This is a genomic window from Thermoanaerobaculia bacterium (assembly GCA_035593605.1).
Lineage (GTDB): Bacteria > Acidobacteriota > Thermoanaerobaculia > UBA2201 > DAOSWS01 > DAOSWS01.
Genome location: DAOSWS010000015.1, coordinates 18,701 through 34,116 on the forward strand (window position 1 = coordinate 18,701; position 15,416 = coordinate 34,116).

Genomic DNA, 15,416 nt, shown 5'->3' on the forward strand with positions numbered 1-15,416 from the left:
GCAAGAAAGGAGGATGAGATGAAACGATTCAGTGTTGTGTTCCTGGCTATGCTCGCATGCTTTGCCGCTCTGTATCTTGTTGCTGGGGAGGTCAAGGAGCATCCTCTAGTGCGGCCTTTTCCCGGTTCAACACTAAACGACAACGTTTGTCATTACGCCGATTTTGACGAATACTCTTTTCGGATAGTGGATTCGGATACCGGGAAGGAGGTAAAGATCCCTGTGCGGGGGAAATACTGGCAGCTTCTCTACACCCTTTACACACCGGACAACAAGTGGGATAAATCTCATTCGGTTGTGGAACTCAAGGAGAATTACAAGGCCGCAGCCCTGGAAAAAGGGGGAGAGGTTCGCCTCGACAGAGGGAATGATCTGATTTTTACGCTCCCGGGTGAAGACGGGAGAAGGACCTGGGTCCATCTCTGGGTGACCAACGGGGCTCAACAGAACCTCCGCATCATCGAGGAATCTGGATTTAAAAAGAGCCTCACGTTCGGATCCGTCGAAATGAAAGAAGCTCTGGACGTCGATGGCCATGTTTCTTTGAACGATATCTTCTTCGATGTGGATAAGGCGACCCTGAAAGTGGAGTCGACGAAACAACTGCAGGACGTTGTTACGTTGATGAAGACAAATCCTGAGCTTGTCCTGGAGGTACAGGGACATACCGACGACCAGGGTTCCACCGATTACAACCTGACGCTCTCGCAGAAAAGGGCTGAAGCTGTGGTCTCCTACCTCAAACTTTTTGGAATCGATCAGGAAAGGTTGACGCCGAAAGGATACGGAGAATCCCGCCCCGTCATGCCGAACGCCAGCGAGGAAGGCCGCGCGCGGAATCGCAGGGTCGAACTGGTAAAGGAATAAGTTTGATGATATTGAGTGACACAGCGCGAATGGATGAAACCCGTGAATCCAAACCTATGCTGTGTTTCGCGAACGCTCTGCGGACGGTGTATTTTCGGCCAGTCTTTAATTTAAAATAAATCCCGCTCTTTTCCATGGTAGGACCTTGTGGGTGTACTCGGATCAAACCGAGTCCCGCCGTTTCCGCCATCTTTTTAATCCCATTTTAAACCTTTTCCGGTGACCTGCCCGCCAACAACTGATCCAGGTTCTGTGTCAGTGTTTTAGCCTGTAAGGTATTGTTCCGTTTCGCGGTTTCTGAGATGAAACCGCTGAACCTGTCAGATACGTCACTCGTAGCGGAGGGCGCGGATGGGGCTGAACTGAGCGGCGTGGCGGGCCGGATAGTAGCCGAAGGCGATCCCGACACCGGCCGAGACGCCAACGGAAAGGACAATCGACCACCAGGCCACCACGGTGGTCCAGTCTGTAAATACCGATACGGCCAGGGCAATACCCCACCCGAGGACAATGCCGAGGACACCTCCCGAAGCAGAAATCACTACGGCTTCGGTCAGGAATTGAACGAGGATCTGGCGCCGCGTTGCACCCAGGGCTCTTCGGAGTCCGATTTCTCGGATCCGCTCCAGGATCGAGGCCAGCATAATGTTCATGATTCCGATTCCTCCCACGATCAGCGAAATCCCGGCGATCAGTCCCATGACGATATTGAAAATTCTCTGGGTCTCCTGCTTCTGCCTCAGAAGAAGCAGGGGCACCGTCAGGGTGAAGTCGGCCTGGTTCCCGTGGAGGCGGGTGATCATCCGCTCGACGAAGTCGCGGATCGTTTCGATGTGCTGGGTGGATTCGAGGGTAATGGCGATCTCCTGAAGAGGTGATTCATCGGGCTTAAGGGGAATCTTGACCCGGGCCGTCGTAAGGGGGATATAGACTACACGATCCACTTCCTCGGCTTCCAGGCCCTTGAGGGATTCCTTGGAACTCCATCGCGACCCGACGACTCCAACGACCCTGTACCAGAGGTTGTCCACTTTGATGGCGGTTCCCATGGGATTCATCTGGCCGTAGATCGAGCGGGCGATTCCGTTCCCGATGACGCAGACCTGCCGGCATTCCCCGGCATCTCTTTTATCGAAGAATCGGCCGCGCAGGATGGAAAAGTTCATGACATCCTGGTACTCGGGATTGACAGCCAGGGCGCGGGCATTGGAACGGCCGCGTTCGTTCCAGACATAATCCACCGGGATTTCCCGGATGGAAACGACGCGCCGGGCACCGGGAACCGCCTGGGCAAGGGCATGGGCATCCCGATCGGTGAGTCCTGCGGAAAATTTCCGGACTTCCTTCAATTTTTCATCGGGGAGATCTTTGATCTTCAGGATGACATGCTTCTGCCCCATGGTTTGAACCAGTTTGACTGCTTCCCTCTTGGCACCTTCTCCGATGGAGAGCATCCCCACAACAGCGCCGACACCAAAGATGATTCCAAGCATCGTCAGGAGAGTCCTGAGCTTGTGCGTCTTGAAGGTCCTCAGGCAGATTTCAAGGTTTTCCTTGAAAGTTTCGTTGGCGATCACTCCACGTCTTCCTTGGCGATCAGGAGGGTCTCTCCACCCTCGAGACCTTCCAGAATCTGGATATGTGTGGCATTCCGCTCCCCGGTTCGGACCACCTGTTCCTTCTTCCCTCCGAAGGACTTAATGTATACGACACTTTCTCCATCTTTTCCCGTAAAGACAGCTTCGATGGGGACCGAAACAACATCTTTCAACGTTTTTATCGCAATGGTGGCACGGACCGTCATTCCGGGCTTCATCCGGTCATCCAGCCGGTCCAGAGAAACAATGATCTCGAATTCCTTTTTATCGCTGTCAAACTGGCGCTTCGCTCCAACGGATGAAACCCGGGACACCTGACCGGTAAAGGTTTCTCCGGGGAAGGCGTCCAGCATGATCTTTGTCTTCTGCCCCTCTTTCAGGTTGCCGATATCGACTTCCGAGAGCCATGCCTGGACCTGAAGGGTTTTCAGGTCGGGGAGGGAAATGATTCCATAGCCCCGCCACACCGTGTCTCCCTCCTGAACCTTTCCCGATCCTGCCCCCTTCCAGATTTCATTGATCACGACAAGTCCATCGGCCGGAGCCTTCAGGATCATGTCATCGTAACTCTTTCGGGCAAAGGCCAGGTTCTGCTCCTTGTTCCGCTTCTGGACCTGGAGAACCTTCAGATCGGCGAGGGCCGCTTCTTTTTCGTCCGCCAGCTGTTTTTCCGTTTCCTTGTATTTCTGCTCGGCATTTTCCAGACGCAGACGTGCCTTTTCAATTTCCTTGGCGGGAAGGATTCCCTCGTCATCCACCATGTCAAGCTTGGCCAGCTCATACTGCATCTTCACGTCCTCAAGATCGAGGGTGTATCGGCGTTTCAGCGCTTCAAGAGAGGCTTCTTTCTGTTGAATCTGCGCTTCGATCGTCTTCAGTTCCGCATCAGAGTTGTCCAGTTCGTTCTGGAGTTCGCTGGGGTCGAACCTGGCCAGGATATCGCCCGCCTTGACCAGGGCCCCGTCCTTGATGATATAGGTGACCTGGAGTCGGGTCCGAACGTTGGGAGCCGACACGGTAATTGATTTTTCGGCGACCAGTTCTCCCGTCACCTCAAGATCGATTACAAAGGCGCCCCGTGTGGCCTGAATGGTCAGAGGGCCCTCTCCCCCAGACAGGGAAACAAATCCGAGGATCACGACAAGAATGACAAGGGGAACATACCAGAAGCGTTTCATCACGTTCATGACTCCTTATACGGGGGGTTGGTCTCAAAGATATAACGCAAGGGAGAAGTTTCAGGCAGAAGATACCGTGCCATCGCCGTATAGATTACCTGAAGGTCCGGCCGGTCGTGGAGGGCCTGGAGATGGAGTCGAAGGGTTTCCTCATCCCCCCTCGTCCATGGTCCGGTGAGCCCCTTTTCCACACCCATTTCGTGATAATTCTTCACCGTACCTTCCACCAGGGGCAAGAGAATCTCCGCGGGGGCGACTTTTGTGTCCAGACCTGCAGCCAGGGATTCCGCGGCCTTGAGGAGCCCCATGAGGAAATTGGATGCAAAGATGCCCATAAGATGGTACGCAACACGGTTGGAAGCATGGATGGGCAGGGGGATTCCCAGAATCATCTCAACAAAGGATTGCAATATCTCTGCCGAAGATTCATCCCCTTCGATTCCAAAGATCACCCGGGCAGGGAGAGGTGTGGCCGGAGAAGCGAAGGGGAACATCGGATGGCACTTTCCGATTCGAAACCCCTGATCGGCCAGCGGGTTGAGGTGCTCCAACCCCAGGACCGCTGCCGTATGGGCCGCGACCTGCCCCTTACCCATTCCGGTCAACACAATCTTTTCAACCAGTTCAGGTATGGACCTCTCCGGCACCGTCAGAAGGATCAGATCGGCATCCAGGGCGTCGTCCAGGTCGGTGACGGCCTGCACACCAGCAGAGGCGGCGACCGCTCGAGCCCTTTCCGGATTTCGGCCCCAGATCCGTGCTCCCGGCGTGGCCATGGCCAGACTGCCGCCCACACGTCCGCAACCCAGAAGGGAAACGCGAAGGTCAGATTGTTTCACGGGAGAACCTCTCGATCACGGATTTCATGCGCGCATAGAGAGAAAGGGTCAGAACCGTGATCAGCACACACCACAGGGTGAAGGCGGGAAGAAAGAGAAGGTGGAAGCTCCAGGATTTCAGGATGACGCCCAGAACCGCCATCTGCAGGAAGATGAAGAGGCAGGAAATCAGGATTGCCTGAAGGGCAAGGTGGCCTTCCATCATCCCGACAAGAATTTCCTGCCTTTCCCGGGGCAGTTTCAAAAAGATCGGTTTCAAAGGGATGGTGAGGGCTCCGGGATTCTGGCGGCCCACCCATCGGACGCCGAGGCTCATGAGATAGAAAAAAAAGGAAAAGCCCATGACGATCAACAGGGGCGTTACCCATAGAAGAATGGAGGTGCGGGCGAACCGGTCGGGTTGGCCGGCAAGGTTGAAATGGATGGGAATCCGCCTCGGCAGGCTTCCGTAGCTCATCCAAAGGAAAACACCATGGAAGAACATGAGGACGATATTCAACAACCAGCCATTCCTTACTGACACCGGCCTATCATAGCAAAGGGCCCCGGGACCGACAAGGGAATTTGTTTTATTCACCGGCAGGATCGATTTCCATGATCGCACCGGTACCCTGCCGTCTCAGTCGAAATTCATGGAAGTCCTCCAAAATCGCGTAAAAACAGGGGATGAGAAGGAGAGTGATTCCCGTGGCAAAGAGAACCCCGAAGCCAAGACTTACGGCCATGGGTACCAGAAACCGTGCCTGAAGGCTTGTCTCAAGGATCATCGGGGTGAGACCGAAAAATGTGGTCAGGGAAGTCAGAAGGATGGGGCGGAATCGCTTGATCCCCGAATCCAGGATGACCTGGTGGAGGGGGATCCCTTCCTCGTTTTCCCGATTGATGAGGTCCACCATGATGAGTGAATCGTTCACGACGATTCCGGTGAGCGCTACCAGGCCAAACATGCTGAGAAGGGTCAGGTCGAGTCCCATGATGACATGACCGATGACGGCACCCACGATGCCGAAAGGAATGGCTGTCATGATGATGATCGGCTGGATATACCGTTTCAGGGGCACGGCAAGAAGCCCGAAGATGACCAGCTGGGCAAGGATGAAATTTCGGGCCAGGGAGGAGAGGGCTTCCCGCTGCTGGCGCTGTTCTCCCTCGAAGCTGAAGCTGAGCCCGGGAAGGTCACGCTTCATCTGGGGCAGAATCGAGGATCTGAGGATCTGATTGATTTCATTGGCGTTGGCAACCTGAGGATCGACATCCGCCTTGACGGTCACAATCCTTCGGCGATTGGAGCGGTTGATCGAAGCGTACCCGCGACCTTCCTCTGCTTCGGCGACCGTATAGAAGGGAATCTCATCCCCTCCGGGTGTGCGGATCCTCATCCTGCGGATGTCGTCGAGACTTCTCCGCTCGGCCGTCGGATAGCGGACCATAACCCGGATATCGTCTCTTCCCCTTTGAATCCGCTGGGCTTCATCCCCGTAAAATCCCTGTCGAACCTGCCGGGCCAGATCGTTTAGCTTCAACCCTGAGGCAAGGCCGGCGGGAGTCAACGAAAGCTTCAGTTCCTTTTTTCCGGGAAGAAAGGAATCGTCAATGTCCTTTACACCCGGGTATTTGGCCAGAATGGCCTTAAGGCGATCGACGGCAGCGAGAAGGGTGTCGAAGTTCGTGTGAGCCAGATCGACATTAATGGCATCCCCCGCGGAAAAGAGGGATGCGGAAAAGGATAGGGAGTTGGCACCCGGTACCGGGCCTACCAGCTCCCGCCACCGGTTGACCATGTCCGTGGACGAAGCACCGCGATCTTCGCTGGGCAGGAGCTCAACGTTGATTTCCGCCAGATGGGACTGACTCAGTCCGCCTCCCCCGGCCGGTCCCATGGGTCCCCGGGCAATACTGAGCGAGGGCTGGGAGCCAATGGACGTAAAGATATGGCGGACCACGGAGGGGGCATCGTCAGGACGGCCTGCATCAAATTCATTCTGGACCTGACGCGCCGCATCCTCAAGGATTTCTACGACGGATTGCGTCTGCTCCACCGGGGTACCCTGGGGCATGGTGAGCATGGCGATCATGTTGTCCGCATCGATCTTGGGCATGAAGGTGAAGTGGATGTGACGCCCGACAACAAAGCTCAGGGTAATCATAAGAACGCCGACCGCCACCGCAACGGTTACGTACCTCCAGCGCAGGACCGTTTCCAGGGTCCGGGCATACGGACCCTGGATGAAACGCTCCAGTCCCCGGCTGAAGGTTTCCTGGAAACGGAGAATCCAGGACGGGAGTTTCCTCTTTCGGGAATGAGCCAGATGGGCGGGAAGGATAAAGAGGGCCTCCACGAGGGAAACCATGAGAATGGCGACAACGACAAAGGCCACCTGGCCCATGATCTGTCCCATTCTCCCCTGCACGAACATGAGGGGCAAAAAGGCGGCCACGGTGGTAAGGACGGCGATCGTGACGGGCAGAGCCATCTCTCTGACGCCTCGAATGGCGGCTTCCAGGGGCTTCATCCCCTGTCCCATGTACGTGAAGGTCTGCTCCCCGACGACAATGGCGTCGTCCACGACGATGCCGAGGGAGATGAGAAAGGCGAAGAGGGAAATCATGTTGATCGATACGTCGGCCTGGTGAATGAAGAAAAACCCTCCCATGAACGAGACGGGAATCCCGAGGGTAACCCAGAGGGCCAGGCGAAGATCCAGAAAGAGGGCCAGGCAGATAAAGACAAGGATCAGGCCGATTCGGGCGTTACGGACCAGGAGGCTGATACGGGAGCGAAGGATCCTGGAGTCGTCCTGCCAGGTCGTCAGGGTGACCCCTGCCGGCAGGCTCGGCGCCTTCTCTTCGATGTAGTGCATGACGGTATCCACGACATCAAGGGCCCCCTGATCCCCCACCCGGTACACCTGGACGAGAGCGGCGGGTTTTCCGTCAAACTGAGTGATGACGTCACTGTCTTCGAACCAGTCCACAACGGTTGCCACATCGCCGAGTCGCACACGGGTTCCGTCGGGCCGGGTGAGAAGAGGGATGGTCGAAAACTCCTGTCCCGTGTATTTCTGTCCCTTGGTCCGGATCAGGATTTCCCCGCCTTCGGTCTTTACCGAACCGCCGGGAAGGTCCAGGGAGGATCGACGGACCGCGGAAGTGACAGCGTCAAAGGAGAGGGAATATCGGCGCAGGGCTTCTTCGGAAACCTCGATGGAGATCTCGTATCGCCGCGTGCCGTCAACCTCGACCTGAGAGATGTTATCCGTTGCCGACAGGTCATCCCGTACCTGCTCCGCCAGATGTTTCAGGACTTTCTCGGAAACATCTCCATAAAGGGCCAGGGTGATAACCCTGCGGCGGTTCAGGTTTTCCGAGACTACGGGCTTTTCCGTTTCCTCAGGAAAGGTTTCAATCCGGTCCACTGCGGCCTTGATTTCGTCCCGAACCCGGGCAAGATCTGCATCTTCTTCCAGCTCCGCCGTGACCGTGCCCGTTCCTTCACTGGCCACCGACCGAATCTGCTTGATCCCTTCAATCCCGGCAATGGCCTCTTCCACCTTGATGCAGACGCCTTCTTCAACCTCATCGGGTGAGGCCCCCAGATAGGGGACTCGAATCGTGACGGTGTCCGATTCCAGCTCAGGGAAGACCTCGATCTTTATGGCAATCAGAGAAAGTACCCCCGCGGCAAGGAGAAAGAACATTAGAATGTTGGCCGTGACGTGGTTGGAGATGAACCAGGCGAGAACTCCCTTTTCCTTCATGGCCGGGTCTCTTCCTCATTCTTTTCGCGATCGATGAGACCGTTGTCGGGCCCGCCGGCTTCCCGGACCACCATGCCGTCTGTCACGACATCGAGGGCACTGACCACAATCCGGTCTCCGTCACTGAGTCCCCGGGAAATATAGGCGAAATCCCTGTCCGTTCGTGCTGCCTCCACTTTACGGATTTGAAGGGTGTTTCCCGAAACAACCCATACGGTTTGATCGGCCCGGAGTGCATGGCGGGGAATGGGAACCACGCCGCTCATCGTCGTTCCATGAATGGAAACATCGACGAACATTCCCGGAATGAGAAGAACGGGAGAATCCCCCTCGGAAAGAGAGTGAGTCACTTCGACAATGACATGCACGACCCGTGTTATGGGATCGATCTGTCCCTCGGTCCGAACGACCCTGCCTTCCCAGTTCACCCGTTTCCCGGCAAAGGTTGTCGCGACCGTGCAGGGAGTTCCGCCGGACATCGTCCCGTTTCCCTTCAGAGGAGAAGAAAACCAGGCCAGTTCATCATTTTCAAGGGGAACCGGAATTTCGATGACATCGGTTCCATATACGGTCGCAATGGGCTGTCCGGCGGGAAGAAACTGCCCTGCATCCACGCTTTCCGATAAGACTCTGCCGTTGAAGGGGAGCGTCATTCGGGTGCGGGACAGGTTTAATCGGGCCGTCTCCACTCCCGCCTGAGCCGCGGCAAGATCGGCCCGCGCTCTGGCAACCTGTGTGTCCCTCACGACCAGAGGGGACGGAGGCTCTTCTCCGGGGTGCAGGAAATTCCATTCACTACGTGCAACCTCCGCTTCGGCGAGTTCCATGTCGAGGGCCACCGAAGCGCGGGCCAGGTCGGCTTCCGCTCTCTGGACGGCGAGATCATAATCTGCGGGCTCAATCGTCAGAAAGACTTCCCCGGAGCGGATAAAGCCACCGGAAACAAATGCCGGAAGAACTTCTGCAACCCGGCCTGAAACCTGAGGAACCACCTGAATCTGATGGCGGGCCCGGGCCGTTCCATTTCCCGAAATCGTAAGGGGAACGTCCACTGATTGAACGGTTTCAGTTTTTACCAGGGGGCCCGGAGTTTCCGGGGACCTCTGTTCCGGGCTCTTTCCCGTGGCGATGAGAATACCTGCAAGAATCATGGATATGGCCAGCACCAGGACGACGTATGCGCCCTGCCGGATTCGGTCAGTCATGGGAACCTCCTGGAGTCGTTGGCAATGGTTCATCGTTCATTTCTGCGGATGTTTCCCAATCTCCACCCAGGGCCAGGTAGAGATCGACGCGAGCCGTCCACAGTTCGTTCAGGGCCAGAAGATACTGGTTCTCCGCCGATCGGGCCTGGCGTCCGGCATCGAGAAAGGTCAGATAGGGAGAGATCCCCCCGTTATACCGATCACGGGTCAGGGTTTCCGCTGCCTTTGCTTCCCGGACGCGGATACCCGATTCCTGCAGGATAGTTCGGGCGGAGGATTCTCTTACGAGGGCATCTTCCACCTCCCGGAGCGCGGTCAGGACCCGCCCCGCGTATGTGGATGCGGCGGCGTCCATCCGTGCCCGGGATGCCCGTACCTCCGCCCGTAGCTGCCCGCCCTTAAAGAGAGGGGTTACGATCCCGAGAATGGCGGAATAGATCAGCCCATCGGAGGAGGTCAGGTTCTTCAGGGTGTCGGACCTTGTGCCCACGGCGCCGGTCAGGGAAAGAGAGGGGAAGAGGTTGGCCATGGAGGCTCCAACCCGCGCGGTGGCCGCCATGGCACGGAACTCGGAACCCCGGAGATCGGGTCGGCGGTCGAGGAGATCTCCGGGAAGACCCGGAGGAACCAGCTCCGGAATGGGCATGGTTTCCAGAGAGGCGGGTTGGACAAAACCCGTACCCGGCTTCTTTCCGGTGAGAACGTCGATCGCGTGAAGGGAAAGCTTCACCGATCGGGTCAGCTCTTCCACTCTGACCTTTGCTGAGGCCAGGTTCTCCCGGGCCCTGCGGAGATCCAGGGAAGAAAGGAGACCGTTCGCGTACCGCAGCTCCATGCTCTGCACCGAGTCGGACCAGCTTTGCAGATCCCTTCGTGCGAGTTCGAGCTGATTCTGCAGGGCGGCCGTCTGAACCCATGCCCGCACTGTGGAAGCGACAACCGTATGGATCAGAGCTTCCCGATCGGCCTCCACGGCAAGGAAGTCAGCCTGCGCCGCCTGCCGTGTCCGGGAAAGCCGGCCAAAGAGGTCGACCTGGTAACTGACGCTGAGATCGAGGGAATAGGTCGTCGAATAGACGGAAGTACGTCCAATTGAGGGAAGGACAAATGAGGTCTTTTGCCTCGAGCCGCTTCCATCCATCTGAGCCTGAGGCCAGAGGCTTCCCCGAACGGACTCCAGAGTGGCCAGGGCCTCCGCCACCTTTGCCCCTGAGGTTTGAAGATCGATATTGTTTTCCAGGGCTTCCTCTACGAGACGATTCAATTCGGGCTGATGAAACCGCTCCCACCAGCGGGAAACGGCCGGTGCTTTCCCGCTATCAGGATGAGGATCGTGGATGTAGGCTTCTGCGGTTTCGGCGGGGTTGACCGGACGGATGGGTTCCGGTCCAAGGTGACAGGCTGTGGAATATCCGGTGAGGAGTATGACCAGGAGTCTCAAGATAGAATTACGCATGGTCAGCACGTCTCCGTGAAACGACGAATACCTGCCGAAGAGAAGGTAACCACATGGCGGATCAGGGTCTCCAGATCGAGCCTGGCGATGATCTCGGGTTTCATGTCCCGAAAAAAGCCCTGCATGTGAACCAGGTGAAAGACCTGGCCCACCACAGACATCATGCAGAGTTGAAGATGGGGCGATTGTAATCCGGGGCATGCATTCTTGAGGGCGTACACGGAGGCTTCCATCGTTGGCTGGATCATCTCTTCGCTGAAGAGGGATTTCGGGAGAACGGGATGGAGCATTTCCCATTGAAGGATTCGGATAAATCGGGGTCCCTCGGTTGGGTTCAGAAGGGGTTCGAGAAAGGAACGGACAAAAGCATCCAAAACGTCTTCAATGGATGGGGGAGGATCTTTGCGTTCTGCGACTTCAGTAATGCGTTGAACCCGTAATTCTGTGAGCCGGGATAGAGTTGTTCGAAAGAGTGTTTCATACAACTTTTCCTTGGACCCAAAGTGGTAGTTGACCGCCGCGATGTTGCACCCGGCCTCCGAGGTGATATCCCGGATGGACGTAGCTTCAAAACCCTTTTCGGAAAAAAAGAATTCCGCGGCCTTCAGGATTCGATCCCGGGTTACCAGAGATTCCGGGTCCTGGCTTATTTCTCTCATAACGACTCCTGGCAAGAATTAAACGTATGTTCAAAACATATATTTAAAACGACCGTTTGTCAAGGGGGAAACTTCAGAAAGAGAAATCAACGACAGGTTGAATTATTTTCCTCCGACAGCCATGGCTTCCAGGCGCTTGATTCTTTCCGGAATGGGGGGGTGGGTCGAAAACCAGGAGGCCATTCCACCCGAGAAGGGGTGGACGATGAACAGATGGCTCGTGGCTTCGGAGCCCCGGAGGGGGACCCGGCGGGAGAGTTGTCCCAGCTTGGCCAGCGCGCTGGCAAGGCCGCGGGGGTTTCCGGAAATCTCGGCACCAACGCGGTCAGCCCGGAATTCCTTGGCCCGGCTCATCGCCATCTTGATCAAAAGGGCCGCGATGGGCAGAATGATCATGGCGATCAGAGCCAGGGCATTCCCCGCACCTTCTCGGTCACGGCTTCCTCCGGAGAAAAGGAAGATGCGGGGCAGGAAGGCAATGGCCCCGGCCATCGTCGCCGCAATCGTTCCGATCAGCATGTCGTAATTCTTGATATGGGCGAGCTCATGGGCCAGGACACCTTCGAGTTCATCCCGGTTCATTGACTCCAGGATCCCCGTCGTAACCGCTACCACGGCATGGTGATGGTCCCGTCCCGTGGCAAAGGCATTGGGCTGGGCCTGGGGAATGATGGCGATTTTGGGCATGGGGAGGCCGGCACGGGAGGCAAGAGTCTGAATTAAAGAATAGAGCTCCGGGGCCTGGGCCTCGGTCACAGGTTTGGCGCGGTACATCGCAAGGACAATCTTGTCGGAAAAGAGATAGCTGCCCAGGTTCATGATTCCGGCAAAGATAAGGGCCATGATCAGGCCCTGACGGCCTCCGAAGAGTTCACCGGCAACGGCCAGCAGGGCCGTGAGAAGAAACATAAAGAAAAAGACGCGAAGCGTGTTCATGACTCAGTCCTCCTGTAATGAACCGAACATTCAAAAAAACATTTGGGAGAGCGGGACTATTCCAGGATCAGAGATGATGCTGGATGGCACCGAGCAGTTTGGAAAGCCATTTTCTGTCGGTTTCATCAAAGGCATCGGGTTCCGTGGAATCGACATCCAGAACGGCGATGAGGTCGCCCTTGGGATTAAAGACGGGAAGAACAATCTCGGAGCGGGACCGGGCATCGCAGGCGATATGATCGGGGTGCAGTCGGGTATCGGGAACCACGATGATCCGCTTCTCCCTGGCCGCCTGTCCACATACTCCCCGCGTAAAGGCGATGGTCAGACATCCCGGGGTCCCCTGGTAGGGGCCGATCACGAGGAGGCCGGGCTGGGTTACGCGATAGAAACCTACCCAGAACATATGGGAATGGAGAGTATGGAGCAGGGAGCAGAGCGTGGACATGATGGCGATCTCATCCAGCTTTTCCTTCGGGTCGTGAATCATTTCGTTGAAGGCTTTCCAGGCATACTCGTAAGCTACATCCTTGGTCATCGTGCCGAGTTCGCCATCGGTAAGTGTCCAGGTCATGCCCGGCTGCCTTTTATTTGAAAATTCATATCCTCATTATTATACACGGGTCCCGGGCATTTCGAAGACTCCTTCAGGATATATAATGGTCTATGATCCCAATCGGGAGGAGTGCCATGAATCGAATCATGATCGGAATCTTTCTTGCCGTAAGCCTGTTTGCAGCAGCTCTCCATGCGACGTACTCCATCGTGGCCTGGGATGGTGAGGAAATGGGGGTGGCTGTACAGAGCCACTGGTACTCGGTCGGGACGGTCGTATCCTGGGCAGAGCCCGGATTGGGGGTGGTGGCGACTCAGTCCTTCAGTGAAATCGCATACGGTCCACTCGGGCTTCAACTCCTCAATGCAGGCTATTCACCGGCGGATGCCCTCACCATGCTTCTGGCCGCCGATCCTCAGCGGGAGGCCCGCCAGGTTGCCCTTCTTGACATAAGCGGGAGAGTCGCCGCCCATACGGGAAACCGATGTATCCCGAAAGCGGGCCACATTGAAGGCGATCACTTTTCGGTGCAGGCCAACCTGATGATGCGGGATACCGTATGGAGTGCGATGGCGGAGGCCTTTCGATCTTCTGAGGGGCAGCCTCTGGCCGAAAGGCTGATCCAAGCCCTTGAAGCGGCCGAAGGGGAGGGGGGAGATATCCGTGGACGCCAGTCCGCTGCACTGCGCGTTGTAAAAGTGAAACCTCAGGGAGCCCCCTGGAAAAACGTCGTCGTGGATATCCGTGTAGATGATTCGACCGAACCTCTGGCTGAACTTCGCAGGATCTGGGGTGTCCATCGCACATACGATGCCATGAATGCCGGAGACGAGGCCCTTGCCTCGGGGGATGTCTCCCGGGCGATGAAGATGTACGAAGAGGCCGCCGCCCTGAGCCCCGACAACGTGGAGGTACGGTTCTGGCAGGGGGTGACCCTGTGGGAATCGGGAGAGAAGAAAAAGGCTATGGCGGTTCTACAGCCTATCCTGGAAAAGGAGGAAGCCTGGAGGGAGGTCCTGATCCGGCTTCCGGAGGCGGGCCTCTTTTCGAAGGAGGATGTCTGGGATATCATCCGGGGATCCGTGGGGAAGACGGTCCATCCGCCAACAACTTCCCCCTGATTGAACGTACTCATTGATGGGATCGGAAAACGGTCCTATACTGGGTGGTCGTCATCCTACCGGGAGTCCGCCATGTTTCGAAACCCGTCTATTCGCACCCCAATATCATGCCTGCTCTTTGCGGGACTTCTGATTTTTTCCCTTTCTTCCTGCAGCCGCGCCCGGGGAGAAACCCCGGACATCGGAGTCCCGTACAGGGATACCACCGTAACCCGTTCCACCTTCCGCACGGTCGTCACCGCGGACGGATCCGTGGAGCCCATTGACCGGGTGGAAATCAAGTCCAAGGCGAGCGGTCAGATCATCACCCTCCCTGTGGAGGAGGGAGATTCGGTCAGGAAGGGACAGCTGATTGCCCGCCTCGACCAGAAGGATGAGACGGCCGCTGTCGCACAGGCCAGTGCCGATGTCGATATCGCCCGGGCTCAGCTGACCAGCGCCCAGCGGGCGTATGAGCGGAGGGAAAACCTTCTTCAGCAGAACCTCATCTCCCAGGAGGAATACGATGGACAGGCCCTCCAGCTGGCCGTGGCCAAAGGGAACCTTCTGCGGGCCACGACGACCCTGGACCGGGCCCAGGAGAGGCTGGACGAAGCTGTTGTCCAGGCGCCCGTCTCCGGCATCGTTTTGAAAAAGTACGTGGAGGAAGGCCAGATCATCTCGTCGGGAACCAGCACGGTCACCGGAGGGACGGCCATCGTGGACATTGCCGATCTGCGGAGCGTCTATATCGTGGCAGGGATTAACGAGATCGATATCGCCTCCGTGAGGGTGGGACTGCGGGTCGGTGTGACAACGGATGCCTACCCGCAGGACCGGAATCGGGGCATCGTCGTCCGGATTTCGCCCGAGGCCCGACTGGATCAAAACGTCACTCTCTTCGACGTGGTCGTCAAGGTCGAAAACCCGGACCTTCGCCTCAAACCGGGGATGAACGCCCACATCACCATCCCGGTGATCGAAAAGCCCGATGTGCTTCTCCTTCCCGTTCTGGCTGTCCAGGGAGGGAAAAACGGGGAAGAGGAATATGTTTACGTGAAATCCCGGGCCGGGTATGAACCGAAGCCCGTGAAGATCGGCCTTCGCAACTTCCGCGACTGCGAAGTTCTTGAAGGGCTCGAGGAGGGTGACGTGGTGGGAATCCCCATGCGGACCCAGCTGAAGGAGGAGAATGACCGCCGGGAAAACCGGTTCCGAAGCAGCCGGGAGCTGGGAATCGGCTCCAGATCCCCCCGATCCTGAT

General features: G+C 56.9%; 13 protein-coding genes. 3 read left to right on the plus strand and 10 right to left on the minus strand.

What is annotated here, in order from left to right:
* The first annotated feature begins 18 nt into the window (after window positions 1–18).
* Complete coding sequence (locus PLD04_08775; protein HXK68426.1) at window positions 19–867, plus strand: OmpA family protein; 849 nt, start codon at window positions 19–21, stop codon at window positions 865–867.
* Window positions 868–1,196: 329 nt separating this feature from the next.
* On the opposite strand, the gene PLD04_08780 is transcribed toward PLD04_08775, so the two are convergent.
* From PLD04_08780 to PLD04_08825, 10 genes are all read right to left on the minus strand, one after another.
* The gene (locus PLD04_08780; GenBank protein ID HXK68427.1) at window positions 1,197–2,444 is read right to left on the minus strand and encodes an ABC transporter permease; all 1,248 of its coding nucleotides are present in this window, start codon (window positions 2,442–2,444) and stop codon (window positions 1,197–1,199) included.
* The gene (locus PLD04_08785; GenBank protein ID HXK68428.1) at window positions 2,441–3,643 is read right to left on the minus strand and encodes an efflux RND transporter periplasmic adaptor subunit; all 1,203 of its coding nucleotides are present in this window, start codon (window positions 3,641–3,643) and stop codon (window positions 2,441–2,443) included. The genes PLD04_08780 and PLD04_08785 overlap by 4 nt, the downstream gene beginning before the upstream one ends.
* Before the next feature lie 5 nt (window positions 3,644–3,648).
* A complete protein-coding gene (locus PLD04_08790) occupies window positions 3,649–4,482 on the minus strand; it encodes a DUF2520 domain-containing protein (protein ID HXK68429.1) in 834 nt (277 codons plus the stop codon).
* A complete protein-coding gene (locus tag PLD04_08795) occupies window positions 4,469–5,005 on the minus strand; it encodes a DUF1648 domain-containing protein (GenBank protein ID HXK68430.1) in 537 nt (178 codons plus the stop codon). The genes PLD04_08790 and PLD04_08795 overlap by 14 nt, the downstream gene beginning before the upstream one ends.
* A 46-nt stretch (window positions 5,006–5,051) precedes the next feature.
* Complete coding sequence (locus PLD04_08800; protein ID HXK68431.1) at window positions 5,052–8,240, minus strand: efflux RND transporter permease subunit; 3,189 nt, start codon at window positions 8,238–8,240, stop codon at window positions 5,052–5,054.
* Complete coding sequence (locus PLD04_08805; GenBank protein HXK68432.1) at window positions 8,237–9,445, minus strand: efflux RND transporter periplasmic adaptor subunit; 1,209 nt, start codon at window positions 9,443–9,445, stop codon at window positions 8,237–8,239. The genes PLD04_08800 and PLD04_08805 overlap by 4 nt, the downstream gene beginning before the upstream one ends.
* Window positions 9,438–10,901, minus strand: a complete 1,464-nt coding sequence (locus PLD04_08810; GenBank protein ID HXK68433.1) for an efflux transporter outer membrane subunit — start codon at window positions 10,899–10,901, stop codon at window positions 9,438–9,440. Before PLD04_08810 ends, PLD04_08805 begins: the two co-directional genes overlap by 8 nt.
* 2 nt (window positions 10,902–10,903) lie before the next feature.
* Window positions 10,904–11,560, minus strand: a complete 657-nt coding sequence (locus tag PLD04_08815) for a TetR/AcrR family transcriptional regulator (GenBank protein ID HXK68434.1) — start codon at window positions 11,558–11,560, stop codon at window positions 10,904–10,906.
* Between the two features lie 102 nt (window positions 11,561–11,662).
* Window positions 11,663–12,496, minus strand: coding sequence for a zinc metalloprotease HtpX (locus tag PLD04_08820; protein ID HXK68435.1), 834 nt, complete (start codon window positions 12,494–12,496; stop codon window positions 11,663–11,665).
* Window positions 12,497–12,563: 67 nt separating this feature from the next.
* Window positions 12,564–13,070, minus strand: a complete 507-nt coding sequence (locus PLD04_08825) for a GAF domain-containing protein (GenBank protein HXK68436.1) — start codon at window positions 13,068–13,070, stop codon at window positions 12,564–12,566.
* 116 nt (window positions 13,071–13,186) lie between these two features.
* Between PLD04_08825 and PLD04_08830 the strand changes: the two genes are divergently transcribed.
* Together PLD04_08830 and PLD04_08835 are read left to right on the plus strand one after the other, a co-directional pair.
* Entirely contained in the window at window positions 13,187–14,173 is a 987-nt protein-coding gene (locus tag PLD04_08830) for a DUF1028 domain-containing protein (GenBank protein HXK68437.1), read from the plus strand.
* Window positions 14,174–14,245: 72 nt separating this feature from the next.
* Entirely contained in the window at window positions 14,246–15,415 is a 1,170-nt protein-coding gene (locus PLD04_08835; GenBank protein ID HXK68438.1) for an efflux RND transporter periplasmic adaptor subunit, read from the plus strand.
* Window position 15,416 lies beyond the last annotated feature (1 nt).

Coding starts and splice junctions, on each gene's coding strand:
- PLD04_08775 (HXK68426.1), top strand. CDS start 19: ATGAAACGATTCAGTGTTGTGTTCCTGGCTATGCTCGCATGCTTTGCC.
- PLD04_08785 (HXK68428.1), bottom strand. CDS start 3,643: ATGAAACGCTTCTGGTATGTTCCCCTTGTCATTCTTGTCGTGATCCTC.
- PLD04_08800 (HXK68431.1), bottom strand. CDS start 8,240: ATGAAGGAAAAGGGAGTTCTCGCCTGGTTCATCTCCAACCACGTCACG.
- PLD04_08805 (HXK68432.1), bottom strand. CDS start 9,445: ATGACTGACCGAATCCGGCAGGGCGCATACGTCGTCCTGGTGCTGGCC.
- PLD04_08810 (HXK68433.1), bottom strand. CDS start 10,901: ATGCGTAATTCTATCTTGAGACTCCTGGTCATACTCCTCACCGGATAT.
- PLD04_08815 (HXK68434.1), bottom strand. CDS start 11,560: ATGAGAGAAATAAGCCAGGACCCGGAATCTCTGGTAACCCGGGATCGA.
- PLD04_08820 (HXK68435.1), bottom strand. CDS start 12,496: ATGAACACGCTTCGCGTCTTTTTCTTTATGTTTCTTCTCACGGCCCTG.
- PLD04_08825 (HXK68436.1), bottom strand. CDS start 13,070: ATGACCTGGACACTTACCGATGGCGAACTCGGCACGATGACCAAGGAT.
- PLD04_08830 (HXK68437.1), top strand. CDS start 13,187: ATGAATCGAATCATGATCGGAATCTTTCTTGCCGTAAGCCTGTTTGCA.
- PLD04_08835 (HXK68438.1), top strand. CDS start 14,246: ATGTTTCGAAACCCGTCTATTCGCACCCCAATATCATGCCTGCTCTTT.